This is a genomic window from Collinsella aerofaciens, assembly GCF_039062365.1.
In the GTDB taxonomy this organism is placed as follows: Bacteria; Actinomycetota; Coriobacteriia; order Coriobacteriales; family Coriobacteriaceae; genus Collinsella.
This window is the reverse complement of the sequence record NZ_JBCJBI010000004.1, coordinates 151,305-167,464: the sequence shown is the minus strand read 5'-3', so window position 1 is coordinate 167,464 and position 16,160 is coordinate 151,305. Positions and strand designations below refer to the sequence as shown.

At 60.3% G+C, this 16,160-nt stretch carries 11 protein-coding genes and 1 tRNA gene; 8 read left to right on the top strand and 4 right to left on the bottom strand.

Annotated features, from left to right (window positions below):
* The first annotated feature begins 109 nt into the window (after nt 1–109).
* On the top strand, nt 110–1,576 hold the full coding sequence (locus tag ABCN01_RS03725; RefSeq protein WP_342995977.1) for an ATP-binding protein: 1,467 nt from the start codon (nt 110–112) through the stop codon (nt 1,574–1,576).
* A gap of 100 nt (nt 1,577–1,676) precedes the next feature.
* Here the strand turns inward: ABCN01_RS03725 and ABCN01_RS03720 are convergent, their stop codons facing one another.
* A complete protein-coding gene (locus ABCN01_RS03720; protein WP_342995976.1) occupies nt 1,677–2,168 on the bottom strand; it encodes a hypothetical protein in 492 nt (163 codons plus the stop codon).
* Between the two features lie 215 nt (nt 2,169–2,383).
* Here ABCN01_RS03720 and ABCN01_RS03715 point away from each other — a divergent pair, with 215 nt between their 5' ends.
* Both ABCN01_RS03715 and ABCN01_RS03710 read left to right on the top strand, forming a co-directional pair.
* Nucleotides 2,384–3,466, top strand: coding sequence for an HNH endonuclease (locus tag ABCN01_RS03715; protein WP_342995975.1), 1,083 nt, complete (start codon nt 2,384–2,386; stop codon nt 3,464–3,466).
* A gap of 146 nt (nt 3,467–3,612) precedes the next feature.
* Entirely contained in the window at nt 3,613–3,873 is a 261-nt protein-coding gene (locus ABCN01_RS03710) for a hypothetical protein (RefSeq protein ID WP_342995974.1), read from the top strand.
* A 38-nt stretch (nt 3,874–3,911) separates the two neighbouring features.
* Here ABCN01_RS03710 and ABCN01_RS03705 read toward each other — a convergent pair whose 3' ends face one another.
* Nucleotides 3,912–4,598 carry a DUF5710 domain-containing protein gene (locus ABCN01_RS03705; protein WP_342995973.1) on the bottom strand — a complete coding sequence of 229 codons (687 nt, stop codon included), beginning with the start codon at nt 4,596–4,598 and terminating at the stop codon, nt 3,912–3,914.
* 403 nt (nt 4,599–5,001) lie between these two features.
* Nucleotides 5,002–5,076, bottom strand: a tRNA-Val gene (locus ABCN01_RS03700).
* Nucleotides 5,077–5,365: 289 nt separating this feature from the next.
* Here ABCN01_RS03700 and ABCN01_RS03695 point away from each other — a divergent pair.
* The 3 genes from ABCN01_RS03695 to glmM all read left to right on the top strand — a co-directional run bounded on the left by ABCN01_RS03695 (nt 5,366) and on the right by glmM (nt 10,203).
* Nucleotides 5,366–6,388 (top strand): DMT family transporter, encoded by a 1,023-nt coding sequence (locus ABCN01_RS03695; protein WP_342995972.1) that lies wholly within the window; start codon nt 5,366–5,368, stop codon nt 6,386–6,388.
* Between the two features lie 149 nt (nt 6,389–6,537).
* Nucleotides 6,538–8,868: a DUF4012 domain-containing protein gene (locus tag ABCN01_RS03690; protein ID WP_342995971.1), complete on the top strand. Its 2,331-nt coding sequence runs from the start codon at nt 6,538–6,540 to the stop codon at nt 8,866–8,868.
* A gap of 3 nt (nt 8,869–8,871) precedes the next feature.
* Complete coding sequence (gene glmM / locus ABCN01_RS03685) at nt 8,872–10,203, top strand: phosphoglucosamine mutase (protein WP_342995970.1); 1,332 nt, start codon at nt 8,872–8,874, stop codon at nt 10,201–10,203.
* 97 nt (nt 10,204–10,300) lie between these two features.
* On the opposite strand, the gene ABCN01_RS03680 is transcribed toward glmM, so the two are convergent.
* On the bottom strand, nt 10,301–11,884 hold the full coding sequence (locus ABCN01_RS03680; protein ID WP_342995969.1) for a carboxypeptidase M32: 1,584 nt from the start codon (nt 11,882–11,884) through the stop codon (nt 10,301–10,303).
* A gap of 503 nt (nt 11,885–12,387) precedes the next feature.
* Here ABCN01_RS03680 and pheS point away from each other — a divergent pair.
* Entirely contained in the window at nt 12,388–13,464 is a 1,077-nt protein-coding gene (gene pheS / locus ABCN01_RS03675) for a phenylalanine--tRNA ligase subunit alpha (RefSeq protein ID WP_342995968.1), read from the top strand.
* A gap of 206 nt (nt 13,465–13,670) precedes the next feature.
* The gene (gene pheT, locus ABCN01_RS03670; RefSeq protein ID WP_342995967.1) at nt 13,671–16,124 is read left to right on the top strand and encodes a phenylalanine--tRNA ligase subunit beta; all 2,454 of its coding nucleotides are present in this window, start codon (nt 13,671–13,673) and stop codon (nt 16,122–16,124) included.
* Nucleotides 16,125–16,160 lie beyond the last annotated feature (36 nt).

Below are 16,160 nucleotides of genomic sequence, written 5' to 3'. Positions count from 1 at the left end.
CTAATATGAGAGATAACAGAAAGATGAGAGATAATTACGAGAGATAACTGAGAGACGAAGGAAATCTATTCGCGGCATTCTTCGCAGAACCGAGCGAAAGGACGTGCAGGTGAACGAAAACGAACTGACCGGTTTGCTCGAGTCTTTAAGGCGCATGGGCTCGGACGATCTTAACGTCGAAGTGAAGGAGAGCGCCACGACGCTTTCCCGCGACGTATGGGAAACGGTCAGCGCTTTCGCAAACACCGCCGGCGGCATCATCGTACTCGGAGTGAGCGAGCGCGCGGGTTTTGTCCCAGTTGCAAACTTTGAGACCGAGAAAGTGCTCAACCAATTCGTGGCGGGCATGGGCGATGCGGGCGGTCGCGGAAAGCTGGCCAATCCGCCCAAATACGCGATCGAGCGAGTGGAGCTTCAGGGCGTCATCGTTCTCGTCATTACGATTGAGGAGCTCGACCCGTCGAGCAAGCCTTGCTATGTCATAGATCGGGGCGCTCAAGGTGGCAGCTACAAACGCATCGATGACAAAGATGTCCCGCTTTCGTCGACCGAGGTTTTGGCACTGCCGTCAAATGAGCGGACGAGTCCTAGCGATCGCGATGCGGTGCCCGGCACGAGTGTGGGCGATCTCGACGAGTCGCTGGTCGACCGCACGATAGAGCGTGCCTATTCGTTGACGCCTCGAGCGATGCGCGGTGCGGCGGACAAGAAGACAAAGATGGAGCGTCTGAATTTCCTCGACTTCCAGGGCAATGTTACCAAGGCCGGCCTCCTTGCCGCGGGCGTTTACCCTCAGCAGTTCTATCCCAAGCTCTTCATTGATGTGGCTGTCCACGTGGGAGCTCAAAAGGGAGCTGCGGGGCCACTAAGGTTTATGGACCGCACAATCTGTGAGGGAACGTTGGGCGAGATGATCTCGGGTGCTGTCGCGGCCGTCGCCAAGAATTTGCGGCGAACATCGACCGTCCAAGGCGTCTCGCGTGTCGACTCGCTGGAGATTCCCGAGGAGGTTCTGCGCGAGGCAATCGCCAACGCCGTAATCCATCGAGAATACGGGGATCGGTTCTGTGGACAATCGATTGCCGTCGACGTCTTTGACGATCGTGTCGAGGTGACGAATCCTGGCGGCCTTTACGGGGGAAAGGCTCGCGAGAACTTGTTTGACGGCAGCTCCCGATGCCGTAACGCGACACTCGTGAAACTCATGTCGATTGTCCCGCTGCCGGATGGCGCAGGTTCGCCGGCTGAGGGCAATGGCTCGGGCATCCCGATGATGATCGATGCCATGCGCGCGCATGGTCTGGCCGAGCCCCTGTTCTGCCCGGGGTTCGATCGGTTCAAGGTCGTACTTTACCGTTCAAAGATCGAGCCGGTCGATCATGGCGGGGGCTTAATTGTGACGGCACTCAAACACTACGGCGAGCTGGGGACGCGTGAGCTGGCAGAACGTACGGGGCTTACAATTTCCCAGGTTAGGTCGCGCGTCAACGCGCTCATTGCTCAAGGCGAGCTTGAGCCCACGGCGCCGGCGACGAGCCGCAACCGCAAGTATCGACTGTCAGGGCGCGTGGAATAAATGCGTTAGTGGACGAGGCGACCCAATAATCGACCCTCAATTGGCGCCCACTAAGGTAAAGCGGTTGTTGCTCAGTCGACGGTGATGCTAAAGACTCGGCTTACGCCGGCATGGCCCCGAACCCGTCCATCAAGAACAGCCTAAGAACCAGCTTGATGACATATCCCGGTTTGACTTCTGCCGCGTCAAAGACGTGGCGCTCGGCGAGCTCGCTGGAGTATGCATAGATGTCGCGGATAAGGTCCGCGCCCGAAAGCGTAAACATGTAGCCTGCGTCTGAAAGCGCATTGGGTACGGCGGGCAACTTGGCTATGCGGCAGAACGTTTGCAGGTCGGGCGCCATAACATTCTGGTAGTCGAGGTGGCCGCTGGCGTCCTGTGCGGCAAGCTCCAATTGGCGCACAAAATCCAGCGCCGCCGCTAACACAAAGCTCGGCGTAGGCGCATTGACGTCCTGAGTGGTCGCCACAAGCCTGCCCGCCGCCTGCGTGACAAGCCAGGCGACCTCGCGCTGGCAACGCACGGCCTTGCGCGTAACCGGCTTGATGGACGAAGAAGAAACGCTCCCCTTAGGCGGATTCGAAGCAGCCATGAGATCCTCCCATGAACAATCCGGCCCAAAAAGTCCGGATGAAACACGTGCTACATCAGTATACAGGGGAGTTGGATGGCGGGGTACAAGCGCGCCAGCGGCAAACCGAGAGCATCAACGATGTGCCGATCGCGGAATGAGATCTCGTAATAATTGACTCTCGGCCATATTATTGAGGGGTATGACTCGTGTTCGTATGGTTGTAGGTGCTGGCGATGAACGACATTGACCTTGCTGTTCCGTTGATGGATGGACCAAGCTATGACCGTGCCTGCAGTCTCGTTCCTTCTGAATACGTTGAGGCATGGGAGTGGTTTCTGGGTGAGGAGCAGCGCGGCGGCGTTTGGGCCAGCCTTCCGCACCACACCAAGGAAGATAGCCCTCAGTATCAGTATCGTTTGAGAATTGGCTCGGACTTCTTTCCCGTAACGCGGGATTCAGGGATCTTCTGGCCGGGCCAGGATCGGGTGAAGCAAGATCCCAATAAGATCTTTGCGCTTTCGGTCCATAACTCTAAAAAGAGCTTCTACACCGATGTGCCTCCGCTCTATTTGGACGATGGTACGTGGGTCATTAAGTATTCGGTTCAAGCGCCGGGTACCGTTGGTTTTCGAGACCAGAATTACAACCGTAAAATGCTCAACTGCATGGAATGTGGCGTTCCAGTCGGAGTCATATTTGCAACCGAGGTGGGCTATAAGGTGCTCGGCCTTGCGTTTGTTGAGCGGTTCGAGCCCGAAAACGGATGGTTTGTTCTGCACGGTCCTGTTCATAAAGGCGGACCGGACCCTCGTTTTGCGCCCGACATGAGTTATCTGAAGCACATGCCCGTCGATATTGAGTTTGCCGGACAGGGTACGACCGACGACGAAAAGGTCCGCTATGCGTTAAGGCGCGAGCGATTGGGGCAGCAATGGTTCCGCAAGCAGCTCGTTGCCGCCTATGATGGCCGTTGCGCGGTGTCGGACTGCGGCGTCAGCGAAGCTCTGGAGGCTGCACATATCGAGAATTACTCGGGACCCAAATCGCAGGTTGCCAGCAACGGCATTCTGCTTCGGCGCGATCTTCATTCCCTATTTGATGCTCACCTGATTTCGTTTGAGCCTGTTTGCGGCGAATATCGGCTGTGCGGATCGTACCTGCTGGATAAGACCGACTACGTTTCCTTTGCGGGTGCGACGCTAAGGCAGCCGAATGAGCGTCAGTGGCGACCCAATACGGTGTTTCTTGAGGCCCATCGCATTGAGTTCGATCGCTCGGAAAAGAAGCGTGAAAAGGCGGGGCTTCTGCCGTATTAGCGTATTTGGCTTTGGCATTCTTTGACGATCGTGTTGTTTGATCGGATCGCGTGGCGATGCAATCTCGCGCACGCCTGCCGGTGCATGCTCTTCCTGTTTTGTATAGCGAGAGGGGAGCGTGTATGAGCTGGCGAGGCGATATTGCGATGGGGAAGTACGAAAAACTGCCGTGTGCCCTTATAGACAACAATATGTTTCCGAGCGTAGAGGTTGATTGCGGGTCGTTTGTCGTCACCTGCCCTTGCTGCGGCTCGCAAATACCGTGTCTCGACATTCGGTTCATCGATGCACGTGACAGGTTCAGCGACGAAGTGAGGAAACGTACGGGCGTTCATATGCCGGTGTATCCGGAGAAATGCCCTGTTTGTGGCCTTGATATCGTGTACGACGCCGGCGACGAGGGATAGGTGATGCGGAGGAGCTGGCTGTGAAGGCTTCTCCGTATCTACAAATAAACCCCCTCACCGAGTTGCCTGTGGAACTCGGCGTGATGGTCGCGTGCCCAGGTAAAGAGCGCCTGGTCAAAGTCGGTGCGCGTGGCCGGGACGCCAAAGACGCCGGCAACTTCGACGCGCACAAACTCCAGTGCCGGCAGCTTGTTGATGGCAGTGAGGGCAAACGGGGACGAGGGCTCCTCGAACAGATAGCTGCTGCCTTGCAGCGCGTCGCAACTGGTGCACGTGTTGCCGAGCGACGGGGCTTTGGAGGCTCGCGCGCCTACGGGCTTGTAGCCGCAGCGCTTATGAAGGTAGTCGCGGATCTCGCCCGGCACGCAGCCAAGAGCGGGCACGATGGCGAGTGCGTTGGCGTTGGCCGTGTTGATGGCAATGTGCCCGGCTTCGTTGGGCGCGTGCGCGATGACGATGCTCTCGTCGTTATCGGTTCGATAGGGAATGCCAAAGGCCGCGACCGAGGTCTCTTTGTGACATTTCCAGCACTCGCGCTTGCCCAGTACTAGATATATATACGGCGCTGAGGGGTCGGATCGGTCAACACCGGGCAGCCACTCGGCAAAGGGCTCGGGGTTGACGCCGCTGGGTACATACCAGATCTTCTTGGTCCGGTCCCATTTGGCGCCCAGCGCCTTGGCTTCTTCTTTGTGCGAAAAGGGGACATCGAGCTCGGTGCGCATGGCGGCTCCTTGGTGCTGCAGGTGCAAGTGACTCAAGGATACCGCAGGGCGCAGACATCGCGGCGTTTTGCTGAGAAGTTGCGGTGCGGATGGGTTCGAGACGCGTTGGTCTCGGCCTCGGTGGCTATTGGGGCGGTTTTGATTGACTGCGGAGTCAGCCGGGATAGGCACCTGGGTCGCTGACGCGGTTTTGTGTATGGGCAGGGTGGTTGTTTGGGCGGTTGGAGCAGCTTGCGGCGCAGTTTTGTGCCTGGCTATTGTTGATGTTGGGGTATTGAATTTGTTTGGCTGCCATTTGTCAGGTGAATTGATGTTACGTTGCGATGACGGTTGGAGCTGCCAGCTGATTTGACGACATAAAACAAAACAGCCCAGAGGACATAGCCTCCGAGCTGCGAACATTTGGTGGGCGTTAGAAGATTTGAACTTCTGACCTCTTCCGTGTCAGGGAAGCGCTCTCCCCCTGAGCTAAACGCCCGATCAAGGGTGCGCAAGCGCGCAAGGGATAATATAACGGAGCCTGAACTCGGTGGCAAGAACATTTTTAAAAATCGCTTACATTGTGGAATTCGGGGGCTTTGCCGTATCCATCTCAAAAGAGCCTGCTGCCGCGATTTGGCTGTCGCATAATGCAAGGCCATTGCGGTATCGAGCTATGGAAAGACGCCTGCGGAATTGTCCTACCGATAAGCGGACAAGCCTCCAGCTGGTGACTTCGCCGTGGTAAGGTAAGCCGAATTGTTTCCAGGCTGTTTCGGGGGAGTGGAATGAGCAAAGAGTGTGTCGAGCAGGTCGAAGGCGCAGGGGCTTCGGTGCCGATGACCGATATATCGAACATTGATGTGCCCGAGGGCACCGACGAGCTCAGCCGCAACACCCGTCGCGCATGGCGCGACCGCTTGAACAGCGCTTCGACGCGCAAGATGATCACGGGCGTCTTGGCTACGCTGGTGGGCGGTTCGTTTTGGGGCTTTTCGGGCACCAGCGCGAGCTTTCTGTTCGATACCTACCACGTCGACACCTTGTGGCTTATGAGCGTGCGTCAGATTCTCGCCGGTCTACTCTTTATGGCCGTGGTTGTTACGCGCGACCGCGAGCGCCTGATTAAGCTCTGGACCACGCCCGCCGATCGCAAGCAGCTGCTGCTCTTTACCGCCTTTGGCCTGCTGTTCAACCAGTTTTGCTATCTTTCGGCCGTGCGCCTGACGAACGCGGGAACCGCGACGGTGCTCCAGTGCCTGCAGCTCGTTATCATCATGGGCTACACCTGCGCGATCGATCGCCGCATGCCGCGTACTCGCGAAGTCATCGGCATTGGCCTGGCTCTGGGTGGAACCTTTTTAATCGCCACCGGCGGCGACCCCACCAGCCTGAATATCTCGCCGCTTGGCCTGGCAGCGGGTCTTATGTGTGCGGTCAGCGCCGCGTGTATGGCGGTAATTCCCGCCAAGATCCTGCCCGAATACGGCAGCCCCATCGTCACGGGCTCGGCAATGCTCACGGCGGGCGTGATCTCATGTGTCTTCGTGCAGCCCTGGGCGCATATGCCGGCGCTCGATGCTGCCGGCATCGAGGCGCTCGCGGTGTTCGTGGTTATCGGCTCGTTTTTTGCTTACATGCTCTATATGCAGGGCGTTAAGGACATCGGCTCGGTGCGTGCGAGTCTCATCGGAACCGTGGAGCCCGTCTCGGCGACCATCACCAGCGCCGTTATGCTGGGCACGGTGTTTTTGCCGACCGACCTTATCGGCTTTGCCATGATCATCGTGATGATGTTCCTCACGGTGTAGCTGGCGCCGCTGCCAAGACGGAAAAGGTGTTGTGCCGCATTTTCGCCAATTGATGTCCGTGTCTGGAGTTTAGCTGTCGATGCCCAAAATGCCATAAACTAGTAACGTTATGGACTTTTTCATTGCGACTCAATTGCGAGGATTTCTTTATGGCTGGTAATCACTTTAAGGGCAGCGATAGCGGCCGTCCTGCAGTTCCGCCGCGTCCGAACGGGGCTGGTAAGGCCGGCACGCCGGGCGGCGCTGGACAGGGCGGTTCCGGTAAGCGCGTGTCCCCGGGCGAGACGGCGATGTTTACCGCTCTGTACGAGCAATCTCAAAAGGCAAAAAAGACCGGCCGCGCAAGAGGGAATGTCTTTGCGGGCGGTGCAACCTCCACGTCGCAGCCGAGCGGGGCTCCTTCGGTACCCGCGAACAACGCAGGTGCTGCCAACGCCGCGAATGCCGCCGGCAACGTTAATGCCGACAAGGCCGCCAACAATACTCCCTCTGCCGGTGGCGCGGGGCTTACGGGTAACCTTGGCACGATTTACACCGGCGCCTCCGAGACTGGCACGTTCGCCCGCCTGGATGATAGCGGTGCCGAGTTTGCGGGCTCGGGTTCCAAGGAAGATTATTACGATTTTGGCTTGAACTACGGTAGCGATGCTTCGTCGAGTTCGACCTCTGACGGTCTGGTCCGTCATCGCCATCGCAAGGGCGAGCGCAAAAAGCGTCACACCGGCGCCATTATTGCCGCTGTAGCCGCGGTGCTTCTCGTTGCGCTTGGCGCAAGCGGCTTTATGCTGCTTAACTCGGCAAAGACCGTAAAGAGCGAAGCGAAGGAGGCTGTCGAGATCGTCGGTGGCCTTAAGGACAAGGTCACGTCGGGCGATTTTTCGACGCTGCCTGACGGCGCGAAGAAGATTGATGAGCTCTGCGACAGCATGAAGGCGGAGACCTCGAGCCCGCTGTGGACGGCGGCATCGTTTATCCCGGTGTATGGCAGTGACATCAACGCGGCCCGCACCATGATTGATGCCCTGTCCGATGTCTCGAGCAACGCACTGGTTCCCATGGCCGACAACCTTTCGCAGGCCACGCCCGGCAAGCTGTTCCAGGACGGCATGATTAACGTGTCCGCGCTGCAGGCGGTCGCCGATTCGCTTTCCAGCAGCTCGAAGGTGTTCAAGAGCGCCAACGAGAAGGTCCAGGGCATTGGCGATACTCATATTTCCCAGGTGACCGAGCTGGTCGATAAGGCCAAGGACGGCTTTGCCACCCTCAACGGCGCGGTTGACGCGGCGGAGAAGGTCGCCCCCGTCCTTCCCCAGATGCTCGGCGCCAACGGCCAGACGCGTCATTATCTTGTGCTCGCGATGAGCAATGTCGAGATCCGCGCCTGCGGCGGTTTCCCCGGTTCTCGCGGCGTGATGTCGGTGACTGACGGTAAGCTCGAACTGGGCGATTTTGTCAAAGTCGACATGATGAAAGAGCCTTTGAGCCCGCTTCCCATCACCGATGAAGAGGCAAACTTGTTCACGACCGGATGGGGCCTGACCGGATTCAACACGCTCGGATACACGATGGGCGACGTTACGATGACGCCTGATTATCCGCGTGCGGCTCAGCTTGCCAGCGATATGCAGAAGGCCATTGTCGGAGATGACATCGACGGCGTATTCGCAGTCGATCCGGTATTTTTGCAGTATATGCTCGGCATTGTAGGCGGTACACAGCTTCCTGATGGCACCGTCGTTGATGGAAGCAACGCTGCAAAGGTGCTGCTGCACGATATTTATTGGAATTACCCGGTAGAGGAACAGGATGCCATTTTTGCGGCGGTTGCCGGATCAGCTTTTAACAAGATCGTGGGCGAACTGGGATCCAGCGATATTACTAAGATTGCTGCCGCCATCGAAAAGGGCGCTTCCGAGGGTCGCATCCTCATGTATTCGAGAAACGATGACGAGGAAAAGGCCGCGAAGGCTCTTGGAATATCGGGCGCCCTCCAAACCGATACGTCGGAGGCTCCGATCTTGGGCGTCTATGTGAACAACTACAGCTATTCAAAGATGGATTGGTTCCTCGATAAACGGGTCACCATCGATTCTTCGGTTGAAAATGCCGATGGCTCGACGACGTATCGAGTGACCACCTCGCTCAAGAACACGATGACCCCCCAGGAGAAGGCCGAGATGCCTGGTTATTTCCAGGGCCATAACGGCATTAGCCAGGATATTGACGATGAGGTGCTGAGGCTTTATCTCTATGCTCCTGCGGGAGGCAGCATTTCGGACATTAAGACTTCGGGCTCCGGTTCTATCGAAATGAACGAAGCGACGCACGATGGCTTGAAGGTTGCATGGGGCGGTGTCCACATGCTTCTTGGACAAGACATAAAGGTCGAGTACACGGTCACGACTTCGAAGGACTCTGGGCACAAAGAGCTTAAGGTTCGTACCACGCCAACCGCTCAAACGTTCGAACAGGATAAGTAAGATATGAAGTACTTTGGCACCGACGGCTTTCGCGGTGAGGCCAACGTTGGGCTGACGGTAGAGCACGCTTATAAGATTGGCCGTTTTGTGGGCTGGTATTACGGCGCCAACCGCGAGCGCAAGGCGCGCGTCATCGTGGGCAAGGACACACGCCGCTCGAGCTATATGTTTGAGGCGGCGCTGGTGAGCGGCCTGGTCGCGAGCGGTGCGGACGCCTATATGCTGCACGTGATCCCCACGCCGGGCGTGGCGCATCAGACCGTGGAGGGCTGCTTCGATTGCGGCATCATGATCAGTGCGAGCCATAACCCGTTTTGCGATAACGGCATTAAGCTCGTCAACAGCGACGGCTTTAAGATGGACGAGGACGTGCTGGAGCTCATCGAGGACTATATCGATGGCAAGAGCGAGGTGCCGCTGGCAACGGGCAATCACATCGGCGCCACGGTGGACTACATGCAGGGCCGCAACCGCTACATTGCTTCGCTCATCGCCAGCGCGAACTTTTCGCTGCAGGGCGTCAAGATCGGTATTGACTGCGCCAACGGCTCGGCTTCCTCGGTGGCCAAGCCGGTGTTTGACGCGCTCGGCGCCGACGCGCGCGTGATCAATGCCGCGCCCGATGGTTTTAACATCAACGTCGACTGTGGCTCCACGCATATGGAGCGCCTGCAGCGCCACGTGGTGGAGCAGGGGTTGGACGTGGGCTTTGCCTACGACGGCGATGCCGACCGCTGCCTGGCTGTGGATGAGCGCGGTCGCGTGGTAGACGGCGACCAGATCCTGTACGTGTGCGGCGTGTATCTGAACAAGCACGGGCGACTCTCGGGCGGTACCGTGGTGCCGACGATTGCCAGCAACTTTGGCCTGGTCAAGTCGCTGGAGCTTGCCGGTCTGAGCGCCGTGACCAGCGGCGTGGGCGACCGTCACGTGTATGCCAAGATGCGCGAGGGCGGCTACAGCCTGGGTGGCGAGCAGACGGGCCATACGATCTTTGGCGATATCGAGCGCACGGGCGACGGCATTATGACCTCGCTGCGCGTGATGGAAGTGATTCGTGCCGAGCGCGAGACGCTCTCGCAGCTCACGGCTCCGTGCAAGCTGCTGCCGCAGGCGCAGGTGGCCGTGCACGTGGCGGACAAGGACGCCGCGCTCGAGAACATGGGCGTGCAAAACGCCATCGCCGAGGCCGAGGCTGCGCTGGCAGGCGAGGGCCGCGTGCTCGTACGCAAGAGCGGAACCGAGTCGGTTATCCGCGTGCTGGCCGAGGCGCCCGACCAAGCCGCCGCCGACGCCGCCATGAAGCGCATCACAAGCGCTCTGGAAGCTCTATAAGGTAGTCATTGGGGACGTTCTTAAGCGACTAGGTGGAAAGGGGGCGCTGCGGATTGGTTCCGCGGCGCCCCCTTTGCGTTGGCGTGCTGCCTAAGCTTTACAGCTCGTAGAGCGCGGTGAACTTGTCCTGCAGGTAGCTGCAGTAGTAGCGGGCATCGAACGCCATGCCGCACGCGCCCTTGATGAGCTCCGGCGCGTCCTTGGCGCGGCCCCACTGCCAAATGTGCTCGCCCAGCCAGGCGCGGACGGGTGTCAGGTCGCCGCTCGCGCAGGCGCCGGTAAGGTCGACGCCGTCGCGGCACATGGCCGGCACAAACATGGCGTCGTAGGCGCTGCCCAGCGCATAGGTGGGGAAGTAGCCAAACGAGCCGCCGCTCCAGTGCGTATCCTGCAGGCAACCACGCGTGTCGTCGGGAACCGGAATGCCCAGGTACTCATCCATGAAGCGGTTCCAAAGCGCGGGGATGTCCTTGGCCGTGGCCTCGCCGGCAAACAGCATGCGCTCGATCTCGTAGCGCACCATAACGTGCAGCGGATAGGTGAGCTCGTCGGCCTCGGTGCGGATCAGCGAAGGCTGCGCGATGTTCACGGCGTGGTAGAGCGTGTCCTCGTCGACGTCGCCGTAGACCTCGGGTGCGTGGCGGCGCAGTACCTCGAGCAGCGGTCCCATAAAGGCGCGGCTGCGACCCACGGTGTTCTCGAAAAAGCGGCTCTGGCTCTCGTGGATGCCCATGGAGGTGCCACCCTCCAGGCACGTGCACGCATAGGCGGGGTTCACGCCCAGCTCATACATGGCGTGACCTGCCTCGTGGATGATGCTGAAGACGTTGGAGATACAGTCGTTCTCGTAGATGTGCGTCGCGATGCGTGCATCGCCCACGGCAAAGCCCTCGCTAAACGGATGCTCGGTAAAGGCAAGCGTGGTGTCGTCCAGGTCTAGGCCGACGAGCTTCATAAGGTCAAAGCTCATGGCGCGCTGGGCGGCCTCGGGCACGCGGGCATGCAAAAAGTCGGCAGCGGGCTGCTGGCCGCGCTCGCCGATGGCGTGCACGAGCGGCACGACCGTGGCCTTAACCTCCTCGCAAAACGCGTCGAAGCTCTTGGCAGAAAGGCCGCGCTCGTACTGGTCGAGCCAAACGTCGTATGGGTCGCGCTTGGGGTCCATGAGCTCGGCCTGATGCTTAAGCTGGGCGACGATTCTATCCACATAGGGCTCAAAGCTCGCCCAGTCATTGGCCGTCTTGGCCTTGTGCCACACGGCGTCGGCCTCGCAGGTGAGCCTGGTCCAGGCTTCGGCCTCCTCGGTAGGAATAACGCTTGCCTCGCGCTGGTCGCGGCCGAGCACGCGGATCTCGTCGAGCAGCTGCGGGTCGTCGATCTTGCCTCCGGCGACCGTCTCACGCGCGAGAGAGCGCACAAGCTCAACGGACTTCTCGCTGGTCAGTAGCTTGTGATGCTCGCCGGCAAGGGTTCCCATGGCGTCGGCGCGCGCTGCGGCGCCGTTGGCAGGAGCAATCGTCGCTCCATCGAACTCGGCAATCTTGAGCAGGTACTCGCGAGTCCACAGCTTGCCCTCGAGTTTGCGGAACTTTTTGACGGCCTTGTCGACTTTAGCGGCCTTGACGCCCTTGGCGGCCTTTGCCACGGCGGCCTTGGCCTTCTTATCGAGTTTCTTTCCCATACCGTATCCTTAATCTCGCAGGCCGAGCGCCGTAAGCGGCTGCGCGGCCAGTTTGCACAGCTACCTGCCTTGTACCCAGCACGAACAAAACGGAACGCGGCGATATGCTCGCAGAATGTGTTATCCTATAGCCCAATGCGTTGACGGAGAGGGTTTTGCCCGTCGCGTCGCCGGCAAGAGAGGGAAGGTCATGGGCTGCAAGCCTTCCTGCGGTGGCAAGGGCTAAGCGTTCACTCCCGAGCAGCGACCTCAACGGGCGCGCGGCCAGTGGCAGCAAAGTCTCAGTAGGGAAGCCGTGAGCCTCGCGACAAGAGGCGCAGAGTGGGCGCGGCGGGCCATACATCCGCCGGGTCAAACAAGGTGGTACCGCGGAATTTAACCGTCCTTGGGCAATGCACATGCCCGAGGGCGGTTTTTTGTTACCGAACCGGGCCGCGCATCCGCAGCATCGGGCGGCGTCAGCCGTCCCGGAGCGCGGATGCGCGAGAGACGAAAGGGAAGACATGAGTCTGATTGATGATCTGGTCAAACTCGAGGAAGAGGCCAAGGAGCTCGTCGCAGGTGCCGACGACGCCGCCAAGCTCGAGGCTGCGCGCGTTGAGCTGCTCGGTCGCAAGGGCCGTATCACCGGCCTGATGCGCATGATGGGCAAGCTCGCCCCCGAGGATCGTCCCATGATGGGCAAACGCGCCAACGAGATGCGCCAGCTGATCGAGGGCATGCTCGACGAGCGCACCACCGAGATGAAGGCCGCCGCCCTCAAGCACGCACTCGAGCACGAGGCCGTCGACATCACGCTGCCGGGTATCCGTCCGCAGATTGGTCACCAGCACCTGATCAAGCAGATCATCGAGGAGGCTGAGGACATCTTTAGTGGTATCGGCTACACCGTCGAGTCCGGCCCCATGGTCGACACCTCCTACTACAACTTCACCGCGCTAAACGCCCCCATGGATCACCCGAGCCGCTCGGCCCGCGATACCTTCTACGTGGTCGACAACAACCCCGGCAGCGTCGCGCATCCCGAGGCTCACGCTCACGGCGAGTCCGACGTGCTGCTGCGCACCCAGACCTCGGGTGTGCAGATCCACACCATGGAGTCGCAAAAGCCGCCCATCTACATGATCTGCCCGGGCACCGTCTATCGTCCCGACACGGCCGATGCCTGCCATCTGCCGCAGTTCAACCAGATCGAGGGACTGGTCGTCGACGAGGGTATCACCTTTGGCGACCTGAAGGGCACGCTCGACTACTTTGTTAAATGCATGTTTGGCGAGGATCGCAAGACGCGTTACCGCCCGCACTTCTTCCCCTTCACCGAGCCCAGCTGCGAGGTGGACGTGAGCTGCCACGTCTGCGGCGGCAAGGGCTGCAACTTCTGCAAGCACAGCGGATGGATCGAGATCCTGGGCTGCGGCATGGTCGACCCCAACGTCCTGATCAACTGCGGCATCGACCCCGAGAAGTACACCGGCTTCGCCTTTGGTATTGGCGCCGAGCGCGTCGCGGCACTGCGCTACGACCTGCCCGACCTCAGAACGCTCATGACAGGCGATATGCGTTTCCTGAATCAGTTCTAGGCTGCGGCTTGCCCAAGCCTAGGCTGCGGCTTGCCCAAGCACGGCACCTCGGCGCTCATTCGTCGCTTGCGTACCAAAGTACGCGGCGCTCCTCTTTCGGGCCGATCTGCCGCACTTGGACAACCCTCGCTTTGTAAGGAATGTTCACAAAGTTGAAGTTTCCACCTGCATCTCTTCGCAGGCTTTCAGTATGAAAGGAGAGCTAGATGCGTGTTTCTTACGACTGGCTCAAGACCATGATCGATATTCCGGAGGATCCCAAGACCCTTTCGGACGAATATATCCGTACCGGCACCGAGGTCGAGGCGATCGACACCGTGGGCGAGTCCCTCGACCACGTGGTGACCGCCAAGGTGCTCACCAAGACCCCGCACCCCGATAGCGACCATATGTATGTGTGCTCGGTCGACGTGGGCGACAAGAACCTCGACGCCGACGGCAACCCCGCTCCGCTGCAGATCGTCTGCGGCGCGCAGAACTTCGAGGCCGGCGACCACATCGTCACGGCCATGATCGGCGCCGTGCTTCCTGGCGACGTCAAGATCAAGAAGAGCAAGCTTCGCGGCGTCGTGTCCATGGGCATGAACTGCTCCGCGCGCGAGCTCGGCCTGGGCGGCGACCACTCCGGCATCATGATCCTGCCCGAGGACACGCCCTGCGGCATGCCGTTTGCCGAGTACGTGGGTTCGAGCGACACCGTGCTCGACTGCGAGATCACGCCCAACCGCCCCGACTGCCTGTCCATGATCGGCATGGCCCGCGAGACCGGCGCCATCTTCGACCGCGATTTCCACGTTGAGCTGCCTGCCATCAAGGCCGAGACTGGCCGCGCGACCGACGACGAGCTTTCCGTCGAGATTGCCGACGAGGGCCTGTGCGACCGCTACGTTGCCCGCATCGTGCGCAACGTCAAGGTCGGCCCGTCGCCCGACTGGATGGTCAAGCGCCTTAACGCCCTGGGCGTGCGCCCGCACAACAACATCGTCGACATCACCAACTATGTGATGATGCTCACCGGTCAGCCGCTGCACGCCTTTGACCTGGACACCTTTGCCGCGCGCGAGGGCAGGCGTCGCGTGGTGGTTCGCGCCGCCCAGCAGGGCGAGAAGTTCACGACGCTCGACGGCGAGGAGCGCGTGCTCGACGCCGGCATGGGCCTCATCACCGACGGCGAGCGTCCCGTGGCGCTGGCCGGTGTCATGGGCGGCATGGATTCCGAGATCGAGGACGATACCGTTGACGTGATGGTCGAGAGCGCCTGCTTCAACGCCGGCCGCACCTCGCACACCAGCCGTGACCTATCGCTGATCTCCGACGCCTCCATCCGCTTTGAGCGCCAGGTCGACGAGACCGGCTGCGTGGACGTCGCCAATGTGACGTGCGCGCTCATCGAGGAGATCGCCGGCGGCGAGGTCGCCCCCGGCTATGTGGACGTGTTCCCCGCGCCCAAGACCATCGACAGCATTAAGCTGCGTTTGGCCCGCGTGCACGCCATCTGCGGCGCCGACATCGAGCCCGACTTTATCGAGCGCTCGCTTACCCGCCTGGGCTGCACCGTCGAGCGCGATGGCGAGGACTTTATGGTCACGCCGCCGAGCTTCCGTCCCGACCTGCCGCGTGAGATCGACCTGATCGAGGAGGTCCTGCGCCTGTGGGGCATGGGCCGTGTGACGGCGACCATCCCGGCTGCCAAGAACCACATCGGCGGTCTGACGCGCGAGCAGAAGCTTACCCGCAAGGTCGGCGAGATCCTGCGCGCCTGCGGCCTCAACGAGACCACGACTTTTGGCTTTGCTGCCCCGGGCGACCTGGAGAAGATCGGCATGTCCACCGAAGGCCGCGGCTGCCCCGTGGTGCTCATGAACCCGTTGGTCGCCGAGCAGACCGAGATGCGCCGCTCGTTGCTGCCGGGCTTACTGCAGTCCGTTGCCTATAACGAGGCCCACGGCACGCCCAACGTGCACCTGTACGAGGTCGGCAGTCTGTTCCACGGTCGCGAGAACGCCAGCCTGCCCAAGGAGACCAAGTCCGTCGCGGGCGTGCTCTCGGGTCAGTGGTGCGAGCAGTCTTGGAACATGAAGTACCGCAAGCTGCGTTTCTTCTTTGGCAAGGGCATCGTCGAGGAGCTGCTCGCCCAGCTGCGCATTGAGAAGGTTCGCTTCCGTCCCGTCGAGGGCGAGAGCTATGCCTTCCTGCAGCCGGGTCGTGCTGCCGAGGTGCTCTCGGGCGGTACCGTGCTGGGCTGGGTTGGCGAGATCCACCCCGAGGCGCGCGAGGCTATGGGCATTGACGAGGTCGTCGTCGCCTTTGAGCTCGACCTGGACAAGCTGATCAAGGGCGCCCGTAACCAGGAGAACTACCGTGAGTTCTCGCAGTACCCGGCCGTTGAGCACGACCTCGCTATCGTGGTCGACAACACTGTGACCTGCGAGGATCTTGAGCGTCGTATTACGAGTGCCGGCGGCAAGCTGCTCGAGGGCGTGCGCCTGTTCGATGTCTACCGCGATCCCATCCGCATCGGTGCGGGCAAGAAGTCCATGGCCTTTGCGCTTACGTATCGCTCCGACGACCACACGCTCACCAGCGAAGAGGTCGAGAAGGCGCACCAGAAGATCGTCACCAAGGTGTGCAAGGGTGTGAACGGCGAGGTCCGCGGCTAGATCCTGCGCTGGGGTATGGGTCAGCGGTGGCTGCTG

What these genes read in the sequence shown, in the direction of transcription:
- ABCN01_RS03720 (WP_342995976.1), bottom strand. Translation starts at nt 2,168, where the DNA reads ATGGCTGCTTCGAATCCGCCTAAGGGGAGCGTTTCTTCTTCGTCCATC.
- ABCN01_RS03715 (WP_342995975.1), top strand. Translation starts at nt 2,384, where the DNA reads ATGAACGACATTGACCTTGCTGTTCCGTTGATGGATGGACCAAGCTAT.
- ABCN01_RS03710 (WP_342995974.1), top strand. Translation starts at nt 3,613, where the DNA reads ATGGGGAAGTACGAAAAACTGCCGTGTGCCCTTATAGACAACAATATG.
- ABCN01_RS03705 (WP_342995973.1), bottom strand. Translation starts at nt 4,598, where the DNA reads ATGCGCACCGAGCTCGATGTCCCCTTTTCGCACAAAGAAGAAGCCAAG.
- ABCN01_RS03695 (WP_342995972.1), top strand. Translation starts at nt 5,366, where the DNA reads ATGAGCAAAGAGTGTGTCGAGCAGGTCGAAGGCGCAGGGGCTTCGGTG.
- ABCN01_RS03690 (WP_342995971.1), top strand. Translation starts at nt 6,538, where the DNA reads ATGGCTGGTAATCACTTTAAGGGCAGCGATAGCGGCCGTCCTGCAGTT.
- glmM (WP_342995970.1), top strand. Translation starts at nt 8,872, where the DNA reads ATGAAGTACTTTGGCACCGACGGCTTTCGCGGTGAGGCCAACGTTGGG.
- ABCN01_RS03680 (WP_342995969.1), bottom strand. Translation starts at nt 11,884, where the DNA reads ATGGGAAAGAAACTCGATAAGAAGGCCAAGGCCGCCGTGGCAAAGGCC.
- pheS (WP_342995968.1), top strand. Translation starts at nt 12,388, where the DNA reads ATGAGTCTGATTGATGATCTGGTCAAACTCGAGGAAGAGGCCAAGGAG.
- pheT (WP_342995967.1), top strand. Translation starts at nt 13,671, where the DNA reads ATGCGTGTTTCTTACGACTGGCTCAAGACCATGATCGATATTCCGGAG.